Source organism: Gilliamella sp. B2969 (assembly GCF_026536195.1).
Taxonomy (GTDB): Bacteria; Pseudomonadota; Gammaproteobacteria; order Enterobacterales; family Orbaceae; genus Gilliamella.
On record NZ_JAFNOP010000004.1, the window covers coordinates 141170 to 162525 of the forward strand.

A 21356-nucleotide genomic window follows, 5' to 3' on the forward strand; every position below is an offset into this window, starting at 1 on the left:
AATACTGGGGTTGTCGTAATTATTTAGGAGGCGACTGCCTCCGTGTAGTGAGTTAAATTTTGTTAATTATTTACAAATTGGATGATTAGCACCATTTTCACAAGCTTTTTCAAACCATTCTGATGCTTTGTCGTCATCTTTTGGTAAACCACCCATACCGTTTTGATACATCACACCTAAGTTAAATTGTGCTTCTGGTTTTCCTTGCTGTGCAGCTTTTTCCATCCAAACTCTTGCTTTATCGTAATCTTTTTTGACACCTTCGCCTAACAAATACATTTGACCATATTGATATTGTGCATTAACAAAACCTTGTTCTGCAGATTTTTCAAAAAGCTCTCGGGCTTTTGCAAAATTTTGCGATACACCACGACCATTTTGATACAAGGTTGCTAAATTGTATTGACCATGCTGATCATTTTGCGCTGCTGATTTTTCATATAACTGTTTAGCTTTTTCATAACTTTGTTCACCAGCAATACCATTTTCATAAAAAACACCTAAATTAGACTGTGCCGGTGCATAACCTTGTGCCGCTGATTTTTCGTATAATTCTCTCGCTTTAGCTTGATCTTTCTCAACATTTATACCGTCTTGATAATCTTGTGCTAAAGAGTATTGTGCTTTAGCATCATTTTTTTCATTAGCAAGTTTAATAATTTCTTCTCGAGGCAGTTTTTCTATATCTTCTAAAGAGGTTTCTGCATTGGCTATACCCGTTAAAAACAAAAACAGTAAGCTTGTGGTGAATATTTTTTTCATGTTTTTTCCTTATCATCTTTATAGGTTAAATAATTTATATTATTTTCTATTGTTGTGCTTGGTAATATTGTCAAAATTATTGATCAATAACAACTGACAACATTAATTTTTTGACTAATATCAAAATTTTTTTAAGAAAAATAGGTGATTGATTTCAGAGTGACTATTTACGATGAAAAATCTAATGATAAGGTGAATAAAATCAATTTTACAAATATATCTGTGGAGGATAAATACTATTTACACACAAACTATTTAATTATCTTGGGTTTGAAACTGATGCTTTATTTAAGGTCGATAGCGTAACTAAAACAAGGCAAATAAAAATAAATACCACTCCCAACCAACCTAAAAAAGATAGATACTCATCGATAATTAACATGGCTAAAATAGCTGCAATAACCGGCTCTAATAGTGTAATAGTTGTTGCTGTGCTAGCCGATATTTTTGACAGCCCATAACCATAACATAAATACCCGATAAACATGGGAATCAATGCCATATAAAGGCTTATGGTTATATTGATTAATGAATCAAATAACTGAGATCCTACTAAAATCATAACTGGAATTAACAATAAACCTCCGCATCCAAATGTCGTTCCCATCGCTGATTTGCTAGATATACCCTTTAACATCATTTGACGAGCCGACCAAGAGTATAATGCATAAGTGAATCCAGCAATTAAACCAAGCAAAATACCAATAGCCAAATGACTATATTGCGTTGATGTCGCACTATTTTCAGAAAAACAAAGAAGCATAATGCCTAAAATGCCAAAAGCCGCGCCAATAACCCATTGTTTAGTAATATGAAAATCCTTGCTACTATACTCAATTATTGCTGAAAGAATCGGTGCCGTTCCAATAGATACTACTGTACCAACAGTCACACCAGATAGTCGCATAGAAGAGTAAAATGCTAGCGGATAAAGGGAAACAGCAATACTTCCAATCAGTAAAAAACCTAAGTGATTTGCTATTAACCTACGTTCTTTAAATATATTAGATAGAGCAAAAATAGACTGTAATAATCCCCCTACCCCCATGGCAAAGGAACCAATAAATAAAGGAGAGAGTGATGGGGCTAACGTTGCTGCCGTACCTGTTGTACCCCATAAGATTGATGCCAATATGACGGCAATAACACCGTATGAACGATTCATTGTGGCTTAAAGTGAGTTAGTTTTTTACTCAATGTTTTGTACTTGTTCTCTAATTTGTTCAATGAGAACTTTTAGTTCAATAGCACTTGCTGTCACCTCAGCATTGATTGATTTAGAGGCAATTGTATTCGATTCACGGTTAAATTCTTGCATCATAAAGTCCAATCTACGACCCACTGCTTCGTTTTTCTTTAAAATCGAATAGGTTTCTTTCACATGCGTTGTTAAACGATCAAGCTCTTCTGCCACATCAATACGTTGGGCAAGCATAAGTATTTCCTGCTCAAGACGAGAGTTATCAAGTTCTATATTCGCTTCTTCAAGTTTGCTTTTCAGTTTCTCTTTTTGCCATTCCAGTATTTGAGGCATACACTTTTTAATGTTACTAACTTGTTCTGTAATACCTTCTAATCGTTGAATGATCAAATCACGAAGAGCTTGACCTTCTCGTTCACGAACCGTGATAAATTCATCAATAGTAATATCCAATAGGGCCAAAATCTCTTGTGAAATCGTGTCAAGGTTTTGCTCTTTCGCTGATAACACACCTGGCCAACGCAACACATCGATAGGATTGACTTCAGCAGCTTGGTGCTGCGTTTTAATCCAATCAGCAGCAGTTAAAATTTGTTTTGCTAATTCTTTATTGAGTAATAATTCTTGACCTTGTGCAGCAGAATCCAATTCAAAGCGCAAATTACATTCAATTTTTCCTCGAGTTAAACGATTACGTAGGCGTTCACGAATAATAGGCTCTAACGATCGAAACTGTTCTGGCAAACGGATATACGTTTCTAAATATCGTTGGTTGACTGAACGTAATTCCCACGAAGCATTACCCCATTGTTGATTTAGTTCTTTTCTTGCATAAGCCGTCATACTTGAAATCATAATTGCACCCTAAAATTGAAAAACTTGCTGGGCATTGTATCACAAATTCTGTATAATATGCTCTTAGCTTAGGCTAAACATCAACGTAATCCAGTTGATGTCCTCCTAAATGATTAGCTCAATACGATAATTTTTTAAATTAAACTGCTGGAGAATTGCATGCGCCCGTCTGGTCGATCTGCGGAACAAGTCCGCCCAATCAAAATAACCCGTCATTATACTAAGCATGCAGAAGGTTCTGTATTGGTTGAATTTGGTGAAACCAAGGTACTTTGTAATGCCACTGTTGATGAAGGTGTTCCACGCTTTTTAAAAGGTCAAAATCAAGGTTGGGTTACCGCCGAATATGGTATGTTACCGCGCGCGACCAATTCACGAAATCAACGCGAAGCAGCTAAAGGTAAACAAACAGGCCGTACAATGGAAATTCAACGCCTTATAGCGCGTTCATTACGAGCAATGATTGATCTTAAATTACTCGGTGAATATACCATTACTTTAGATTGCGATGTCATTCAAGCTGACGGTGGCACCAGAACGGCGTCTATAACTGGTGCTTGTGTCGCGCTTAATGATGCCATCAACCAAATGTTGGTTAAAGGACAAATTAAACAAAACCCAATCAAATCTTTAGTCGCTGCGGTATCTGTTGGTATTGTTGAAGGCGAAGCATTATGTGATTTGGAATACATTGAGGATTCTAACGCAGAAACCGATATGAACGTGGTCATGACCGACGATGGTCGAATAATTGAAGTACAAGGCACGGCCGAAGGCGAACCGTTCAGCCACGATGAATTATTGAAATTATTAGATCTAGCTAAAAACGGCATTGCCGCTATTATTGAAGCACAAAAGCAGGCCTTAAAAGATTAATTGGAGATAATCGATGAAATCATATAAAAGTGAATTTATAGAATTTGCTTTAGAAAGGCAAGCATTAAAATTTGGTGAATTCACCTTAAAATCGGGTCGTAAAAGCCCCTATTTTTTTAATGCAGGACTGTTTAACACTGGCAAAGATCTCGCTTTATTAGGTCGTTTTTATGCAGCAGCATTAACCGATGCTAATTTACAATATGATGTCATTTTTGGTCCAGCCTATAAAGGTATTCCTATCGTCTCATCAACGGTTGTTGCACTTTCAGAACACCATAATGTTGATGTGCCTTACTGTTTTAATCGCAAAGAGGCGAAAGATCATGGTGAAGGCGGTAATTTAGTAGGAAGTTCTATTTATCAACAGCGAGTTATGTTAGTTGACGATGTAATTACAGCCGGTACAGCCATTCGTGAATCAATGCGAATACTTGAAGACAACAAATCTAAATTAGCGGGTGTGCTTATCTGCTTGGATCGTCAAGAAAAAGGCCGCGGTGACCTTTCAGCTATTCAGGAGATTAAACAAACTTATCAATGTGATGTCATTTCAATCATCACACTAGATGACTTGATTCAATATTTATATAAAGATCCTGCCCGCCAAGACCAAGTTAAACAGGTCGAGGCTTATCGCGCGGAATATGGTATAAGGTAATTACTGGCTGATGTTGTTTAAAAATAGATTCAATCAAGCGCTTTTAAAGCGCTTTTTTTATCTTAAACAGTGATAAAACAATAGTAATAAATAAGTTAATCGACTAAATGAGGATGAAAGGTTTTTAACTATTACTTCGAATGACTTTGCACATAAAATTTGGCATTATCATAATGATAAATGATCTGGGAAAAATCGAAAGGCTCACCGGCCGAAGTATAAAAGATCTCCTCAACACATAGCGCGGGATCACCCGCTTTTAACCCTAAATAGGTTGCAACATCTTGCTCTAATTTTATCGCGTTAAAATATTTATCCGAAAATCCGATATTGATATTACACGTCTCTTGTACATAACTAAATATAGAATGCTCTGCTATTTGTTTATTCAAATAAGAGACTAATTTTTTGCGATAATAAGATTGTTCAAAGCCATAGACTTCACCATCGACATAACGTAAACGTTTAATAAAGTATACGTCTTCGTCATCACTGCATTGCAGATTTTCTTTAACTTTCTGGTTGGGCTTAATGATATCAACATTAAACACTTCGGACGATCCGGGTAGATCATTTAAATCAACACTAAAGCCATGGCTTTCTAGAAAGTTAAGATAACCACTCTTTTTAGGTTGACGAACAAAAATACCGCTACCTTGAATCTGGTAAATAACACCATGACGCTCTAAACGATTAAGGGCTTTTATAATCGTAGTCCGGCTAACCTGATATTGATTTATTAATCCTTCAATATTAGGTAACTGGGTATCTTTAGGCATTTTTTGTTGATAGATAGTTTGCTTAATTTTTTCAGCAACATCTTGATATTTCAGCATGGCGAACTCTTTATTCTTCTTATAAGTAAACGTTATCTATTTTATACAGGTTAATAAGATTTTTAAACTAAGCGAATGAAAAGTTAGATCTAGATCACAAACAATATAATTGGTCATTAACAATTTCAATTTTATCGATAAGATAAGCTTACTAACCTTTTTGAGGAGTAAAATCGATGTCGTCAAAAATCAGAGACTATAATCAACTCGCTATTGATATTCTAAATGAGCTAGGAGGTGAAAATAATATTGTTACCGTAGCTCGCTGTACTACGCGTCTACGAATTGTTACCCAAAAAACACCTGAACACGCTAAAGAAACCATTGCTAAAATGCCAGGAGTCATCACGGTAGTTGAAAAAGGTGGACAAATTCAGATTGTTATTGGTACCAATGTTGAAAAAGTTTACAACGCATTTATAAAACTCATTAACACGGATAACAAAATTGAAAAAAATGCCCAAAGCGGAATGTTAAATCGCATTATTGCAACCATGTCAGCTGTTTTTGCCCCATTTGTTTATGTTCTAGCTGCATCAGGGATTCTACAAGGGATCTTAATTTTAATTAAATTAGCTTTTCCTCAGTTTGCAACAACCGGTACCTGTCAAATATTCAATTTTATTTCATGGGCACCTTTTGCTTTTTTACCTATTTTTATTGCAATTACTGCCTCACAACACTTTCGTTGTAATATTTATATTGCGGTCGCTTGTTGTGCAGCTTTATTATCGCCAACATGGGCAGAACTTGCGGCTTTAATAAAATCGGGACAAGAAATTGATCTATTTGGTATCGCTTTATCTGAAACCACTTACACTTCAACCGTATTACCACCCCTATTTTTAGTATGGTTGCTATCTTACCTTGAACGATTTTTAGAACCACGTTTACACAGCATTATTAAACCACTGTTAATGCCTCTTATCTGTTTAGTGATTATGGTGCCACTAACCTTACTAGCTATTGGACCAGTAACAGCAGGTGCCGCTCACTATATTGCTCATGGCTATAACTGGATAGTTAACCTTGCACCATCTGTTGCAGGTGGAATAATTGGCGCTGTATGGCAAGTCTTTGTCATATTTGGCGTACATTGGGGTATTACGCCTGTTATCATTGAAAATATTAACCAGTATGGTCAAGACTCATTCCAAGCTTTCCAAACTATCGCCGTTATTGGTCAAGTTGGTGCTGCATTAGGTTTTTATTTGAAAACTCGCACGCAAGAAATGAAAGGGGTATCATTATCCGCTTTCGTGACAGGACTATTTGGTATTACCGAACCAGCCATTTATGGCGTTAATTTACGCTTTAAAAAACCTTTTATTTATGGTTGCTTATGTGGAGCACTTGGCGGGATTGTTGCAGGTTTGTTTTCACCCTATTACTATACTTATGCCGCATTACCTGGACCATTAACTATTGTCAATGCGATTAATCCTGAACATCCTGGATCATTTATTGGTGTTTTAATTGGATCAGCAATTGCATTATTCGGTCCTGTGTTGATAATCCAAATTTTAGGAACGGGTGAAGCGAAACAAGCACAGTCAAATGAGATTGAAAATGATACCCCCAAATTAGTATTGGGCGATCTAGAAATAACAAGTCCAATGTCAGGTAAAGCATTACCACTGAGTGAAGTCCCTGATCCTGCTTTTGCTCAAAAACTTATGGGGGAAGGTATTGCCATTGAGCCAACTGATAATCATGTATATGCGCCTGATGATGCACAGGTTACCGCTGTGTTTGCAAGTTCTAAACATGCTATTGGTTTAACATTAAATAATGGCGTTGAATTACTGATCCATGTTGGAATTGATACCGTTAATTTGACAAATAATGAATTTAGTTATCATGTAGAACTCAATCAAAAAGTGAAAAAAGGTGATTTGTTAATTAGTTTCGATCCAAAAGCGATCAAACAAGCAGGATATCCACTAATTACACCAATTATTATTGTCAATACCGATCAATATCAACAAATTATTTTAACGGAAAATACAGAAGTTACACCTAAAAATATCATATTTAAAATTAAGCAATAATAGGGAAAAAGTTATGAAGCAAAAAACATTTTTATGGGGTGGAGCGTTAGCTGCCCATCAATTTGAAGGCGGTTGGAATGAAGGAGGCAAAGGCCCAAGTGTTGTCGATGTAATGACAGCGGGTGCCCATGGTGTTCCAAGACAAATAACTGAAGGTATAGAAGCGGATAAATTTTATCCGAATCATACTGCTATTGATTTTTATCATCACTATAAAGAAGATATTAAGCTATTTGCAGAGTTAGGTCTAAAATGTCTGCGTACTTCCATTGCATGGACGAGAATTTATCCTAAAGGGGATGAACTTGAGCCTAATGAAGAAGGACTAAAATTCTACGATGCGGTATTCGATGAATTAATTGCCCATGGCATTGAACCCGTTATCACCCTATCGCATTTCGAGATGCCACTGCATATTGCCCGTCACTATGGTGGATTCCGTAATCGTAAAACCGTAGAGTTTTTTGAGCGTTTTGCTATTACCTGTTTTGAACGTTATAAACACAAAGTCAAATACTGGATGACGTTTAACGAGATTAATAACCAAATGGATACCAGTAATCCAATCTTTTTCTGGACTAATTCAGGTGTTCAAGTTAAACCGGGCGAAAATCCTCAAGAAGTGCTTTATCAAGTTGCGCACTATGAGCTGTTAGCGAGTGCTAAAGCTGTGATTGCTGGCAAAAAAATTAACCCAGATTTTCAAATTGGTTGCATGGTATCTCATGTACCTATTTATCCGTTTTCTTGTAATCCTGAAGATATGATGGCCTCAGAAATTGCAATGCATCAGCGCTTCTTTTTCCCTGATGTACATGTTCGTGGCTATTATCCAGCATACGCATTAAAAGAGTTTGAACGCGAAGGCTACAAACTTGATATTACTGAAGAAGATTTAGCTTTTTTAAAACAAGGTACTGTTGATTACATCGGCTTTAGCTACTACATGTCAACTGTCGTAAAAGCTGATGTTAAAAATGATAACCGTGATAATATCGTCAATGGTGCACTACCTAATGCAGTTGAAAACCCTTATATAAAAAGCAGTGACTGGGGCTGGCCAATAGATCCTGAAGGTTTGCGCTATACACTTAACCGTTTATATGATCGCTATCAGTTACCTTTATTTATTGTGGAAAATGGTTTTGGTGCAATTGATGAATTAGAACATGATAATCAAATTCATGATAAACCTCGCGTTGAATATCTGGGCGCACATATTAAAGCAATGTTAAAAGCTATTGACTATGATGGCGTTGACGTGATGGGCTATACCGCATGGGGAATTATTGATGTGGTTTCTTTCACTACGGGTGAAATGAAAAAACGTTATGGCGTGATTTATGTCGATCGTGATAATGAAGGTAACGGCACAATGAAACGCTATAAAAAAGATTCATTTCAATGGTATAAACACGTCATAGCCACTAACGGCGCTGATTTAAAATAGTGCCGTTCATTGCTTGATTAGACACAATGAGGATTTTATTACTACAGGTAAAATCCTCATAGACACGTTATATTGTTAACCGTCAGCTAACACAATGATTGAGTGACAAACATTTTCAGAATCATCAAAAATTAAAAATTAACTGTTTATCCAATTGTGGGTCAATTAATGTAACATGAAAACCAATTAACCTGACACCTCGATTATTACGCCTTTCTTGCCATACTTTATAAGCTTGAGCAATTAAATCTTGTTTATCTAATTTTGGCCAGACGTGTTCTTGAGTGGTTAATTGAAAATCATCGAATTTGAATTTGACGCCTTGTCTTGCAATCGATAGATCTGTTCTAACTTTACTTAACCTTTTCTCTAATTCATCATACAGGGGATCAAGTTGGTCTAAACATGCTTCCCATTGATAAATATCATCGATTAACGTGCGTTCAACCCCTACCGATTTACGTTGTCGATCATTACAGACCTCACGTTCATCAATACCTTGGCATCGTTCAAATAACACTCGACCAAATTTACCAAACTGATTAAGCAGCTTGGTAAGATCGTAATTAACAACATCGTTACAAGTAAATAAGCCCAATTCAGTCAGTTTTTTTTCGGTCACTTTACCTACACCGGGAATTTTATTAAGTGGTAACTGTGCAATAAAATTGTTCACTTGTTCGGGTCTAATGACATACTGACCATTAGGTTTATTCATATCTGATGCAATTTTTGCGAGAAATTTTAAAGGTGCAACACCGGCTGAAGCTGTTAATTCTAGTTCATTAAAAATAGCTTGGCGTATATCTTGGGCAATAAGCGTTGCTGAACCATGACAAAGTTTACACTCTGTTACATCTAAATAAGCTTCATCAAGCGAAAGTGTTTCAATTGCAGAAGTATAACGCGCAAATATTTGGTGAATCTGATTTGATACCTCTTTATAAACTGCATGTCTACCAGGAATTACTTTAAGATTAGGACATAGTTTTATCGCTTGTGCTGTTGACATCGCACTATGTACACCAAATTGACGTGCTAAATAATTAGCTGTTGCAACAACACCTCGTTTGCGCGGATCGCCGCCTACTGCAATAGGTAAATGACGATAACGAGGATTATCTCGCATTTCAACTGCAGCATAAAAACAATCCATATCAATATGAATAATTTTTCGCATAATGGGTTTAATTGTACTTAAGATATAACTGTATAAATATACAATATCATATCTTAAGTACTCGTGCAAACGGACAATAAATTAGTGTGATAATTTATCAAAATCGATCAATCCATTTTTATCATAAGGATCGCCTATCCACCGAGTTGATTGATGAAAGTTAGGATTAACAATACTTTTTTGTGGTTCATATAAGTTATAACTCAGTCCAGCTAAATCAGACCAAGTATGAATCAAATCTTGGGTACTGTATTTACGATCAACATAATTTTGATAATTATTAGGATGCGTTGCCCGCCACTGCGGTGATTGCCAAAGCATAAATGGTACGGTGTACATGGTTTTCGTTGGTGCTTTTTCATTACGACCTAATACATCATAAGGTGGAGTTTGGTATACATCTTCACCATGATCAGAAAAATACAAGATAAAACCATTTTCGTGGCTTTGTTTAAACATTTTAAACAATGTTGTTGTGACATAATCATTATAACTGACCGCATTATCATAACTATTATAAACATCTAACTTATCGTCATCTAAAGAATGAGCAATGCCAGTTTTATCGCGAAAACGGTCATGTTCGCCATCTTTTGGATAGCGAAACTCATATTTCATATGTGTACCAAGTAGATGAATAACAATGAATTTCTTTTCTGCTGGATCGGCTAACACAGCTTTAAAAGGCGGAAAAACTGACTCATCATACTGCCTTGAACTTTGATTGCGATCATTATTCATATAAAACTGCTCATCAGCCTGTTTTGAAAACATAGTTAACATAGTATTACGTTCTGTCATTGTCTGTTGATTAGTAATCCAAAACGTTTTATAACCCGCTTGTTTCATCAAATGTATTAATGAAGGGGTGGTTAAATACAATTCGGGATGCTGCTCATCTGCAAAGGTTAATGCTTGTTGGAGAATTTCAATAGTATATGGCCTTGAAGATACAACATCATTGAATACTAATAAATCTGGATTATCCTTTTTAAATTGTTCAATTTGAGGCGTCGTATCGCGTCCATAACCATAAATCCCCATGCGATTACGAGTAGTTGACTCACCAATCACTAGCACTAACGTTCTTGGCGTATTACCATTAGCATCGGTTAAATTTTCTAACTTTGGTATGGTTTGCAAGTGATTTAAGATATCTTCCATGTTAGATAATTGCGAACGATAAGCTAAATAACTATTGATTAATTGCCAAGGCACTGTGGTTTCCATACGTGTTAATAAATGTTTATACGCCTTTTCAAAGGTTGTTTTTTTCACAGTGACACTAATTACTACCGGCATTATCGCGTAAATAGCAATTAGCATAGATACTATCCACTTGGTACTACTTTTAACATAAACAGGTTTGACTTTTTTCCACAAATAAATTGCAATTAAAATATAAACAACAAGGATAACCACCAATTTCCAACTTAAATATTGTTGAATAAATTCATGTGATTCATTGAAGTTTGATTCCGCCATCACAAAAAATACACTCTGTGAAAATTCTTGTCGGTAAATGACAAAATATCCAATTGAAATCAAAGACAGGCCACCAACAATTATTCCATAAACAGCTGCGATTTTACGGGTATAATTAGGAAAAAACAAAACAGGAATAAGCCAAATCAAACTATAAATTATTGCATCGCGCAAACCAATAAAGTTGGAGTGTCCAGATAAGGCTATATAAAGTTGTAAAGCACAAGAAAAATAGCAAAAAAATAGAATGATAAAAATAAGATTTGACCAACTAAATTTTGCAGACTGGTTAAATTTTTGCATAACTTTTTTTTCAACAAGGAATAATTAAGTTTTATAAGTTATCTTTTCGAGATTAATAAAACCTTAAGGTATTTATTAAAGTTAATAATTAATAACAACCCTAGTTACTAAAATAAAAAAACTTAATATATAATTGATCAAGTTATCACTAAATTAACATTATTATCATATTAGTCAATTTTTATACCTAACAATTTTGCAACAGCACTATACTGTGGTTGCATTAATTGCGCAGGCCGTTCATTAAAAATAATCTGTCCATCTTCTACCACTAAACAACGCGAGAAATAGTTCAATGATTCATCTAGATAATGCGATACCATCATTAGCGTTAAATCATACTGATGACAAATTTGATTAACTAACAATAACATTTCTTGACGTAAAGCTTGATCAAGGGCTGAAAAAGGCTCATCCAACAATAAAATTGGACGATGTTGTATCAAACAACGAGCCAGCGCTACTCGTTGACGTTGCCCCCCTGATAATTGTTCTGGATAACGCTCTGAAAATCCAGCCAATCCGACTTGTTCAAGAATATTAGCGATTGTATTTTGCTCAGCTTGTGTAAGTTTTAATGATGGTTTAATTCCTAAAGCGATGTTTTGTTGAACTGTTAAGTGACTAAATAAATTATTGTGTTGAAATAACATCGACACAGGGCGTTTGCCCGGCGCAATTTTTGTCATATTTTGATGATTAAGTTTAATTGTGCCTGAATTTGGAAAAATAAACCCAGCGATTAAACTCAATAAAGTACTTTTACCTGCACCACTTGGTCCAACAATCACGACGTGCTCTTTTGCTGCAATATTAATTTCAAAATGCATATTAAAATTATCGTAATGATAATTTACTTGATTAAGTTCGATCATAATCCATCACAACCATTAAGCTAAAAGATAACATCAATAAAATTGCAGCCGTCACAGTACCTTCTTGATAATGATAGTGTGATATTTGCTCATATAAATAATAAGGTAAGGTGGTTAAAGCTTGCCCACCAAACAAAGCAATAACACCAAAATCACCAAATGACAAAATAACAGCAAAAGCAAAACTCATTACCATCAACTTTTTTAATGCCTTAAATTCAATCAAGTAAAAATGTGTTAAACCTTGAATATTAAGCGATTGGCAAAGTTGCCAATAACGTAAACTCACTTCATACATGGGGATTGAAAGATTTTTTAATAAAAAAGGTAACGCCATCAGTGCGTTACACAACATCACTAATATTGAAATAATAATTATATTGTCGGCATATTGAAATAATAATAAGAAAAGCCCTGAAGCTAAAACCATACTTGGAATGGCCAAAATTAATGAACCAATTAACATTAAACGATTGCTCCATTTAATTTGTTGATTAATCAATAATCGGCTATTGGTCCAAAGTAACAATAATGCAAGAAACATTGCAATAAAAGCGGAACCTACTGCAATGATAATTGAGGTAAGCAGTGCTTTTAAAAGTACCGCTGTTAATAACGCAAATTTGAAAAAATAAATACCTTCAATCAATATTGTAACCAACGGTAATAAAATAAATAAACTCCCAATCAAAATGATGACATAACTGATCAATGATAAATAGTAAGGAATCGGAACTTGATAAGTTTGATGAACAAATCGAATATGCATTTTTTTGATTCGATTTATTCTTTGCATGATGATAAGAAAACCAATACAACAAATTAGTTGCAAAAAAGAAAGTAACACGGCTTGTATAAGATCAAAATCACGGATCGACTGATATATTGCTACCTCAATAGTGGTATATTTTGGCCCGCCACCAAGAGCTAACACGATTGCAAAACTTGAAAAACATAACATAAAAATCAGTGCTGCCATTGGTAAGATTTGTCGACGCAATAATGGCCATTCAACTAACTTAAAAAAAGTAAAAGCAGAAAAATTTAACTGAGCAGCTAACTGTTTTTGTTCGATAGGAACACTTTTTAAGGATTGATAAAACAAACAACAAGCATAAGGAAAATTTAAAAACACATGGGCTAATAATATACCTTTCAAACCATAAATTGATAATTCAATTGGTAGGTTCAAAAATTGAAAAATTAACGAAACGATACCATGCTGACCATACACTGAAAGCAAACCAGTAACCACAACTAAAGTCGGTAAAATAAAGGTAACCGGCATTATTTTGATGAGTAATCCTTGACATGGAAAGCCTACCATAGCTAATGCTTTCGCCATCAATACTGCCAATATGATGGCTAAACAAGTTGATAAACCAGCTTGCAAAACTGTTACCCAAATAATATGCAGTAAATAATGATCAAAATAGATGCTTATATTATCGGTTCGAATTGCAAATCCCCAAAGCGCAATAAGTGCCGTGCCTAATATGAGCAAAATCAAACCAACAGCACTGATACCTGGAATTAAGGATTGAAATTTCAATATTCGTTCCGATGACATTATTTACTGACAGCAACTTGCCATTCACGCACCCAAGATTTTTGATTTAATTCAACTTGCTTTGCATCAAATTCAAGGGCTTTTTTCACTGTATCAATCTGTTGATAAGCTGCTGGCAAATCGGTTTTTATGATTGGATACATGACATTTTTTTCAGCAAATTGACGTTGAATCTCGGGTGTTAATAAATAATGTAAAAATTGGCGAGCTAACTCTGGTTGTTGTGTATATTTTACAATGGCAGCCACTTCAACTTGACGATAATGCCCCTCATCAAAAATGGCGGCAGCAAAACGATGATCGTTATCAGAAATTATATGTGCAACAGGGGAAGTGCTGTAACTTAATACTAAATCTGCTTCATTTTTCAAAAACATGCCGTAAGATTCGCTCCAACCTTTTGTTACTGTTACGGTATTTTTAGCTATTTTTTGCCATGCTTGCGCAGCATCATCACCATAAACTTTTTTAACCCACAGCAGCAAACCTAATCCAGGCGTGCTAGTTCTAGGATCTTGATAAATGATTTTCCAATGATCTTTATTGTCAACTAACTGTTGCATAGATCGCGGTGGATTTTTTATCTTCTGTTTATTATAAATAAAGGCAAAATAACCGAAGTCATATGGCATAAACTCATTATCCCACCAGTCAGTATAGAGATTATCGGGTTTGTCGATCTGATGTGGAATAAAAATATTCGTTAATTTTGCTTGCTCAAGTAGATTATTATCCAACCCTAAAACAACATCAGCATTGGTTTTATCACCTTCAAGCTGAATACGATTTAAAATTGAAACACCATCACCTAACGTAATTACTTCTAGCTGACAATGACATTGAGCTTCAAAACCCTGTTTGATAGCTTCTCCAGGCCCCCACTCCGACATAAACGAATTATAGCTATATATTGTTAAAGTCGGTTGCTGTGCGCCAGAAAAATGCGACCAAAACAATGATATAAGTAGAACAGTTGATAACAACAAATGACGAAACATTTTGCCTCCAAAATAGCAAGTAAAAGACAAAAGGTTTGAGCAGATATAATAACTCAAATCCCTCCGCTGGCATGATCCAGTTCAGGTTCGACGGGTTATGTTAACACAACTAACACTCTCAGCCCATTAGGGCACCCCGTTGAGAACAGCATTAGTGTAGTCGGTGAAGGCTTAATTGTAAATAGTTGTTACTCACTGTTGCCATTCAAACTTCTTTGCCATTTTAGAATAAATTAACTTAAACTTACCAGTGTTGATCTTATACTGCTCTCCTTTACAAAATTCCGGTTTAGGATCTTTTATTAGTCCAGCTTCATCACCATATTCATGTTCATCATCATAATAGTCAGTCACATAATGTTTTAGGTTTATCGTTAAATCCTTATTGACCGAAAATTCAATAAAACAACTCACATCCTCATAAGAATATTGACTATCCAAAAGCACCGCATCAAGCAATTTACCTTGTTCATCATAACTAGTTAGTTGAATATTGAGTAATGGGGTATCAGATATCCCATACCAATTATAAATAATCACTTAAAGACAATTATTCCGCATAAAACCACCTACTTCGTAATAACGAATTCCTTCATGAAAGGGAATAAATTCATAGGACGTATTTTGGATCGGGAAATCAATCTCTTGCTCATTTAAAGGTCAAGTGAGTTTTGCATACTTATCCAAAAGGACATTTTCACCATGATTATTTGATTTATAGTATTTTATCAATTGTGAGGAGGTTATCGGTAGTTTGAGCTCTTGCAGATTGTTATGGTCTTGGGCAAATGCCAAAGTTGAAAAGACAAAAAGCATTGACAATCAGTTAGTTAAATAAATTTTGGCACATGTTTTCTTTTTATTTTTTTCTATTTTATAGTTAAGTTAATCTATCACCCTTAAATTAAAAAATTTTTGTTTATAAAAAAATTAGCTATTTACTTGTCCTTAACTAATCCCACAGTGACAATTTATCAATTTATCAGTATTATATTGGGCATTTTATTTTAATTGATTAGGTTCAGTGTGAATATTCAACAACTATTAACACAACGTGTTTCCCAAGCAATGATTATGGCCGGTGCTGATAAAAACTGTGACGCTTTAATCAAGCAATCCGCTAAAGTTCAATTTGGTGATTATCAAGCAAATGGTATCATGTCTACTGCTAAAAAATTGGGAATGCCACCACGCGCATTAGCTGAAAAAGTTTTACAACATCTTGATATTGATGATATTGCCGATAAAGTGGAAATCGCTGGGCCGGGTTTTATTAATATCTTCTTAAAAAATAGTTGGATTGCTGAACAAAACGAAGTCGCGCTAAGTAGTGATAAACTCAATATTACTTTACCCGCCAAACCTCAAACTATTGTGGTTGATTACTCGGCCCCCAATGTTGCTAAAGAGATGCACGTCGGTCATCTACGCTCAACCATTATTGGTGATGCCAGTGTACGAGTATTAAGCTTTCTTGGTCATAATGTTATCCGTGCCAACCATGTTGGAGATTGGGGAACCCAATTTGGGATGTTAATTGCCTATCTTGAAAAAATGGAAAATGAACATGCCAACGACATGGAGCTTTCAGATTTAGAATCGTTCTATCGCGCAGCTAAAAAACATTACGATGAAGACGAAGCCTTTGCCGAAAAAGCCCGTAATTATGTAGTAAAACTTCAAGGTGGTGACAAATATTGCCGTGAAATGTGGCGAAAATTGGTTGATATCACCATGACGCAAAATATTGCCACATATAAACGCCTTAATGTCACATTATCGATTGAAGATACAATGGGCGAAAGCATCTATAACAGCATGCTACCAGGCATTGTTGCCGATCTAAAACAGAAAAAATTAGCGGTTGAAAGTGACGGTGCAATCGTTGTATTTTTAGATGAATATAAAAATAAAGAAGGCGAACCCATGGGCGTTATCATCCAAAAACGTGATGGTGGCTATCTTTATGCAACAACCGACATTGCCTGTGTTAAATATCGTTATGAAACACTTCATGCTGAACGTATTTTATATTATACCGATTCACGTCAACATCAACATTTAGAACAAGTTTGGGATATCGTGCATAAAGCGAAATATGTACCAGAATCCTTAAAACTTGAGCATCACATGTTTGGTATGATGTTAGGTAAAGATGGCAAGCCGTTTAAGACGCGTTCTGGTGACACTGTTAAATTAAATGATCTACTTGATGAAGCGACAGAACGAGCGACTACTTTAATTCGAAATAAAAATCCAGACTTAACCGATACTGAGCTTGCCCAAGTGGTTGACGCTGTAGCAATAGGTGCGGTCAAATATGCTGATCTTTCCAAAAATCGTACCACCGATTATGTGTTTGATTGGGATAATATGTTGTCATTTGAGGGAAATACGGCCCCTTATTTACAATATGCTTATACACGCGTGCTTTCTGTATTTAGAAAATCAAATATCAGCGAAGACAGCTTAAGCGGCACTATTAATTTAGGTACGGATAAAGAGCGAGCATTAGCAATTCGATTAATACAATTTGATGAAACTGTATCAAACGTTGCCGCAGAAGGCACACCACATGTACTTTGCGCCTATTTATACGATATCGCTACCCTATTTTCTAGTTTCTATGAAAATTGCCCTATTTTAACGGCGGAAAACGAAAACTTGAAACAAAGCCGCTTAAAATTGGCTTCGTTAACCGCTAAAACCCTTAATATCGGTCTTGATATGTTAGGAATCAAAACTGTCGAAAAAATGTAACATTAGCATACCACCGATAAAATTCATCATCGGTGGTTTTTTCATTAAAACACATAAATTCTTTTAAAATTTTTACACGCTGATATATTAAAGAACGCTAAAAATCCAATTCATCCATATACTCTTTAGTGTTAAACAAAGCAATACTACACTTTTTGAGATTGACAATAAATCGCATAATGCTTTTGTTGGTCTCGATTTTTGGACAATAGATTATTGATATAAAATAGGTAGTTATTGATTAAAAATCCTGTAATACCAAAATTAAATTTTATATAAAAGCTTGAATTTGGGATAAAAATCTAAAAAATAATACTTTAACCATTTCATTTATTTACATATTTTTATAAGAACGGCACTTGATATTAAAAATAGTTTAGTTAGAATTCTTTCAAATTATTTAAGCAACCAAGAGTAGTTGACCATGACAAAATATAAATCAACAGTCCTAAACAACATTGTTGATTTATTGTTAATCCTCCATCTTAGGGGGATTTTTTTTATCTATTATTTTATCTAATTTAGCTCAATTGAATCGTAGAGGCACATTATGACCGATAATAAAAAGATGTTATTAACCAGTCGAGATCAAAGTTTAAAAGCATATTTAATGAATAAAATTAAACAAAATGGCGGTTGGGTTAATTCACATATGCATGCCGATCGTGCTTTTACGATCACTGTTGACAGTTTTGATGTTTATCAAAAGCAGACTTTAATTGAAAAATGGGATACGTTAGATAAAGTCAAAGCATCGATGAGTGAAGACGATTATTACCGCCATTTCAGCATGGCGGTTGAGCGAATGATCGAACAAGGGGTCAGTGCCATGGGATCATTTGTCGATATCGATCCAATTGCAGAAGAGCGAGCAATCAAAGGCGCACTAAGAGCCCGTGAAACTTATAAAAATGACATTATCATAAAATTAGTCAATCAAACCCTTAAAGGTGTTATTGATAAAGAAGCACGTTACTGGTTTGATAAAGGTGCAGATTTAGTTGATATCATTGGTGGATTACCACGTCGTGATGAACGTGATCATGGTGAAGGAATGGGGCTAAAACATCTTGATGTATTGATGCAAACAGGAAAATCATTAGGCAAAATGGTCCATGTTCATGTTGATCAATTTAACTCCTCAGACGAGATTGAAACCGAACAACTCACCGATAAAACTTTGGAACATGGCATGCACGGACGCGTAGTAGCAATTCATAGTATTTCAATTACTGCGCATAGTTTGGAATATCGTCAAAAACTCTATAAAAAAATGAAAGAAGCGAAAATGATGGTCATCGCTTGCCCATTCGCATGGATCGATAGCCCTCGCCGTGAAGAACAAGGTCCTACCCGTAATTCTCTTACTCCTATTGATGAACTTGCCGCTGCAGGTATTCCTGTTGCGATTGGTACCGATAATGTCAGTGATTATATGTTACCATTTTCAACAGGCAACATGTGGGAAGAGCTTAAACTACTCGTTACAGGATGCCGGTATACCGATTTAGACAATGTGGTAAATGTCGCTACCAAAAACGGACGAATGGTATTAGGACTTGAATAATAATTGAATGAAACACAATAAAATTTGACCAATAAAAAATCCCACAGTTTTTAATCTATTGTGGGATTTTATTTTTTCAGTTTGGTATTTAACAACTTATTAAAGTATAAAATTATAATCTTTTTATATCTTGCGCAATATGAGATATTTCATTCATAATTTGCGTTTCAAGCTCATTTTTTGCCTCTTGCGTTAATTGGTATTGTTGTAAATAATTGCCATCTTGATGATCAAATTCGTAACTTGGTTTATCTCCCGTATAGGAATAGTTAACCTGCATTGAGTTTTTTTCAACTCGAAACGTTTTATCATAGCTTATTAGCCCTGTCACGTTTAGGTAAGCAGTCACGGTTATTTTATTCATCAATGTTTCTATTTTTAGGTTATAATCCTTTTCGCCATTCTTTTTAGTTTCATTTTTAACCGATCCACCCTGATCAGAGTAGTTTTCATCAAATCGTAGTCTGACATTAACTTGACTAGCATTGCTATCATCAGTAGTGGTCACAATTCCTTGATCGCGGATTGCATCCATTATTCGACTTTGCATACCACCATTAACGTTAAAATAGACTGTTATACGACCTTTTTCGGCATAAACTTCAGCCTTTTTACTTGCATCTCGATAAGAGCCATTGGGATAGGTATTAGAAGCTTTTTGGTACTGATATGCCGCATTACGATAATCAGCTCGCGAACTTGCTTTTTTAGCGATTTGTTCACCTTCAGCATAAGAGGAAATCGCAATTTGAGTTTTGAAGATTTTAATGTAATAATTCGCTAGTTTTTCACTATCTTTATAGTGTCCGATTGGACTATAAACTTCAGCGGCTTTGTTAAAGGCAGCCGCTGCTTGATGATAATCTTTTTTACGAGCAGCTTGCTGCCCTATTTTATAGTACTCTTGAGCAACTAATTGCAAATAACGATTATTTGCTTTTTTATATGAAGCATTAATATCTTTATAGTCATAAATATCTAAACCTTGTTTATATAGCTCGGCTTTCTTTTTATAACTTTCACTATCCTTAGCTACAATTGAGTTTGCTTGGTCATAATAAACTTTGGCAATATCTTGTTTCAATTTTGAACTGGTATACTTATCTAAAAAAAAGCTCAACTCTGGACTATAAAATTGATTACTTAAGCGATCATGCATTTCCATTAATTTATTATAAGTGGAAATTTTATCTTCGTAATCGTTAGCCGCGCTATCAGCTAAGTCTGCTTCATATTTAACCATCACGCGATTAACCAAATTGCGCAAATGCTCAGCATCTTCTTGCTTGAATTTAGCTATACCTTTTTGTTCAATATTGAGTGCTAATATATTAATACTTTGAAGATAGTATCCTTCATTATATGCTTCTTCATAAGTGCGTGTATGGCTACAACTCGCTAACCAAAACATTAACAAAACAACAATTAAATTCCTCATAATTTTTACTTCCATTTGTTAAACCTATCTTTAATCATTGAAAATAATTTACATTATTCTAATTAGTTACATAAAAAATTATATAGTTAAAACTAAAAAAAATATCCATTTATTTTGAATTTAAAATCCCTGCCTCAATTCATATTTGTAGGGATTTAATTGTTACTCGTTGCGATAGCGCCTGATCTATTATTTTATTAGCTAAATCCGATCTCATTTCTAATGTTTCTTTAGTTTCATTACATAACTTTGGCTGTCGGTACCGGTAATTGATTTACCGTATTCATAATATTATTTAGCAATGGTTTGTTCTAACTGCTCAATAGTGTATTTATCATCAAAGGAAGTTACTGTTTGACTAAAGAAACAATCGTTTAACATGATTCTGAGCAAGCTTTGATAGATATCAATGCAAGTCTGATAATCTGTGGTTGCGGTATTAGCTAATACTTGTTTCATAATGTGCTGTAATATTACTAACTGAAGAA

The 21356-nt window shown here is 34.9% G+C and carries 18 protein-coding genes and 1 riboswitch; of the genes, 6 read left to right on the forward strand and 12 right to left on the reverse strand.

Translation table 11 applies throughout. The features are described 5' to 3' along the window. Window positions 1-66: 66 nt before the first annotated feature. From J3U66_RS04970 to J3U66_RS04980, 3 genes are all read right to left on the reverse strand, one after another. Entirely contained in the window at window positions 67-762 is a 696-nt protein-coding gene (locus tag J3U66_RS04970) for a tetratricopeptide repeat protein (RefSeq protein WP_267344816.1), read from the reverse strand. Window positions 763-1021: 259 nt separating this feature from the next. Further along, window positions 1022-1927 carry a DMT family transporter gene (locus J3U66_RS04975; RefSeq protein WP_267348235.1) on the reverse strand — a complete coding sequence of 302 codons (906 nt, stop codon included), beginning with the start codon at window positions 1925-1927 and terminating at the stop codon, window positions 1022-1024. Window positions 1928-1951: 24 nt separating this feature from the next. After that, the gene (locus J3U66_RS04980; protein ID WP_267348237.1) at window positions 1952-2818 is read right to left on the reverse strand and encodes a YicC/YloC family endoribonuclease; all 867 of its coding nucleotides are present in this window, start codon (window positions 2816-2818) and stop codon (window positions 1952-1954) included. Between the two features lie 159 nt (window positions 2819-2977). On the opposite strand from J3U66_RS04980, the gene rph reads away from it, so the two are divergent. Together rph and pyrE are read left to right on the forward strand one after the other, a co-directional pair. Continuing rightward, complete coding sequence (rph, locus tag J3U66_RS04985) at window positions 2978-3694, forward strand: ribonuclease PH (RefSeq protein ID WP_267332537.1); 717 nt, start codon at window positions 2978-2980, stop codon at window positions 3692-3694. Between the two features lie 13 nt (window positions 3695-3707). After that, window positions 3708-4355, forward strand: coding sequence for an orotate phosphoribosyltransferase (pyrE, locus tag J3U66_RS04990; protein WP_267332536.1), 648 nt, complete (start codon window positions 3708-3710; stop codon window positions 4353-4355). A 131-nt stretch (window positions 4356-4486) separates the two neighbouring features. On the opposite strand, the gene J3U66_RS04995 is transcribed toward pyrE, so the two are convergent. Beyond that, window positions 4487-5191, reverse strand: coding sequence for a GntR family transcriptional regulator (locus J3U66_RS04995; RefSeq protein ID WP_267332535.1), 705 nt, complete (start codon window positions 5189-5191; stop codon window positions 4487-4489). 176 nt (window positions 5192-5367) lie between these two features. Here J3U66_RS04995 and J3U66_RS05000 point away from each other — a divergent pair, with 176 nt between their 5' ends. Together J3U66_RS05000 and J3U66_RS05005 are read left to right on the forward strand one after the other, a co-directional pair. Next, entirely contained in the window at window positions 5368-7242 is a 1875-nt protein-coding gene (locus J3U66_RS05000) for a glucose PTS transporter subunit IIA (protein WP_267332534.1), read from the forward strand. Window positions 7243-7255: 13 nt separating this feature from the next. Beyond that, a complete protein-coding gene (locus tag J3U66_RS05005) occupies window positions 7256-8692 on the forward strand; it encodes a 6-phospho-beta-glucosidase (RefSeq protein ID WP_267332533.1) in 1437 nt (478 codons plus the stop codon). 124 nt (window positions 8693-8816) lie between these two features. On the opposite strand, the gene dinB is transcribed toward J3U66_RS05005, so the two are convergent. The 6 genes from dinB to J3U66_RS05035 all read right to left on the reverse strand — a co-directional run bounded on the left by dinB (window position 8817) and on the right by J3U66_RS05035 (window position 15643). Then, window positions 8817-9872, reverse strand: coding sequence for a DNA polymerase IV (gene dinB / locus J3U66_RS05010; protein ID WP_267332532.1), 1056 nt, complete (start codon window positions 9870-9872; stop codon window positions 8817-8819). Window positions 9873-9953: 81 nt separating this feature from the next. Then, a complete protein-coding gene (cptA, locus tag J3U66_RS05015; protein ID WP_267348239.1) occupies window positions 9954-11660 on the reverse strand; it encodes a phosphoethanolamine transferase CptA in 1707 nt (568 codons plus the stop codon). Between the two features lie 170 nt (window positions 11661-11830). Beyond that, the gene (gene thiQ, locus J3U66_RS05020; protein ID WP_267348240.1) at window positions 11831-12535 is read right to left on the reverse strand and encodes a thiamine ABC transporter ATP-binding protein ThiQ; all 705 of its coding nucleotides are present in this window, start codon (window positions 12533-12535) and stop codon (window positions 11831-11833) included. After that, a complete protein-coding gene (gene thiP / locus J3U66_RS05025) occupies window positions 12522-14087 on the reverse strand; it encodes a thiamine/thiamine pyrophosphate ABC transporter permease (RefSeq protein WP_267348242.1) in 1566 nt (521 codons plus the stop codon). The genes thiQ and thiP overlap by 14 nt, the downstream gene beginning before the upstream one ends. 17 nt (window positions 14088-14104) lie before the next feature. Beyond that, window positions 14105-15103: a thiamine ABC transporter substrate binding subunit gene (thiB, locus tag J3U66_RS05030; protein WP_267348244.1), complete on the reverse strand. Its 999-nt coding sequence runs from the start codon at window positions 15101-15103 to the stop codon at window positions 14105-14107. Between the two features lie 40 nt (window positions 15104-15143). After that, window positions 15144-15252: riboswitch (TPP riboswitch) on the reverse strand. 43 nt (window positions 15253-15295) lie between these two features. After that, the gene (locus J3U66_RS05035) at window positions 15296-15643 is read right to left on the reverse strand and encodes a hypothetical protein (RefSeq protein ID WP_267348246.1); all 348 of its coding nucleotides are present in this window, start codon (window positions 15641-15643) and stop codon (window positions 15296-15298) included. 486 nt (window positions 15644-16129) lie between these two features. Between J3U66_RS05035 and argS the strand changes: the two genes are divergently transcribed. Together argS and J3U66_RS05045 are read left to right on the forward strand one after the other, a co-directional pair. Then, window positions 16130-17863: an arginine--tRNA ligase gene (argS, locus tag J3U66_RS05040; RefSeq protein ID WP_267348247.1), complete on the forward strand. Its 1734-nt coding sequence runs from the start codon at window positions 16130-16132 to the stop codon at window positions 17861-17863. Between the two features lie 550 nt (window positions 17864-18413). Continuing rightward, entirely contained in the window at window positions 18414-19430 is a 1017-nt protein-coding gene (locus J3U66_RS05045; protein ID WP_267348248.1) for an amidohydrolase family protein, read from the forward strand. Window positions 19431-19542: 112 nt separating this feature from the next. On the opposite strand, the gene J3U66_RS05050 is transcribed toward J3U66_RS05045, so the two are convergent. Further along, entirely contained in the window at window positions 19543-20868 is a 1326-nt protein-coding gene (locus J3U66_RS05050; protein WP_267348249.1) for a hypothetical protein, read from the reverse strand. 291 nt (window positions 20869-21159) lie between these two features. Further along, complete coding sequence (locus J3U66_RS05055) at window positions 21160-21327, reverse strand: hypothetical protein (RefSeq protein ID WP_267348250.1); 168 nt, start codon at window positions 21325-21327, stop codon at window positions 21160-21162. Between the last annotated feature and the right edge of the window lie 29 nt (window positions 21328-21356).

Bases quoted from the DNA above. Each gene is read 5' to 3' on its own strand.
- J3U66_RS04970 (WP_267344816.1), bottom strand. From the start codon at position 762: ATGAAAAAAATATTCACCACAAGCTTACTGTTTTTGTTTTTAACGGGT.
- J3U66_RS04975 (WP_267348235.1), bottom strand. From the start codon at position 1,927: ATGAATCGTTCATACGGTGTTATTGCCGTCATATTGGCATCAATCTTA.
- J3U66_RS04980 (WP_267348237.1), bottom strand. From the start codon at position 2,818: ATGATTTCAAGTATGACGGCTTATGCAAGAAAAGAACTAAATCAACAA.
- rph (WP_267332537.1), top strand. From the start codon at position 2,978: ATGCGCCCGTCTGGTCGATCTGCGGAACAAGTCCGCCCAATCAAAATA.
- pyrE (WP_267332536.1), top strand. From the start codon at position 3,708: ATGAAATCATATAAAAGTGAATTTATAGAATTTGCTTTAGAAAGGCAA.
- J3U66_RS04995 (WP_267332535.1), bottom strand. From the start codon at position 5,191: ATGCTGAAATATCAAGATGTTGCTGAAAAAATTAAGCAAACTATCTAT.
- J3U66_RS05000 (WP_267332534.1), top strand. From the start codon at position 5,368: ATGTCGTCAAAAATCAGAGACTATAATCAACTCGCTATTGATATTCTA.
- J3U66_RS05005 (WP_267332533.1), top strand. From the start codon at position 7,256: ATGAAGCAAAAAACATTTTTATGGGGTGGAGCGTTAGCTGCCCATCAA.
- dinB (WP_267332532.1), bottom strand. From the start codon at position 9,872: ATGCGAAAAATTATTCATATTGATATGGATTGTTTTTATGCTGCAGTT.
- cptA (WP_267348239.1), bottom strand. From the start codon at position 11,660: ATGCAAAAATTTAACCAGTCTGCAAAATTTAGTTGGTCAAATCTTATT.
- thiQ (WP_267348240.1), bottom strand. From the start codon at position 12,535: ATGATCGAACTTAATCAAGTAAATTATCATTACGATAATTTTAATATG.
- thiB (WP_267348244.1), bottom strand. From the start codon at position 15,103: ATGTTTCGTCATTTGTTGTTATCAACTGTTCTACTTATATCATTGTTT.
- J3U66_RS05045 (WP_267348248.1), top strand. From the start codon at position 18,414: ATGACCGATAATAAAAAGATGTTATTAACCAGTCGAGATCAAAGTTTA.
- J3U66_RS05050 (WP_267348249.1), bottom strand. From the start codon at position 20,868: ATGAGGAATTTAATTGTTGTTTTGTTAATGTTTTGGTTAGCGAGTTGT.
- J3U66_RS05055 (WP_267348250.1), bottom strand. From the start codon at position 21,327: ATGAAACAAGTATTAGCTAATACCGCAACCACAGATTATCAGACTTGC.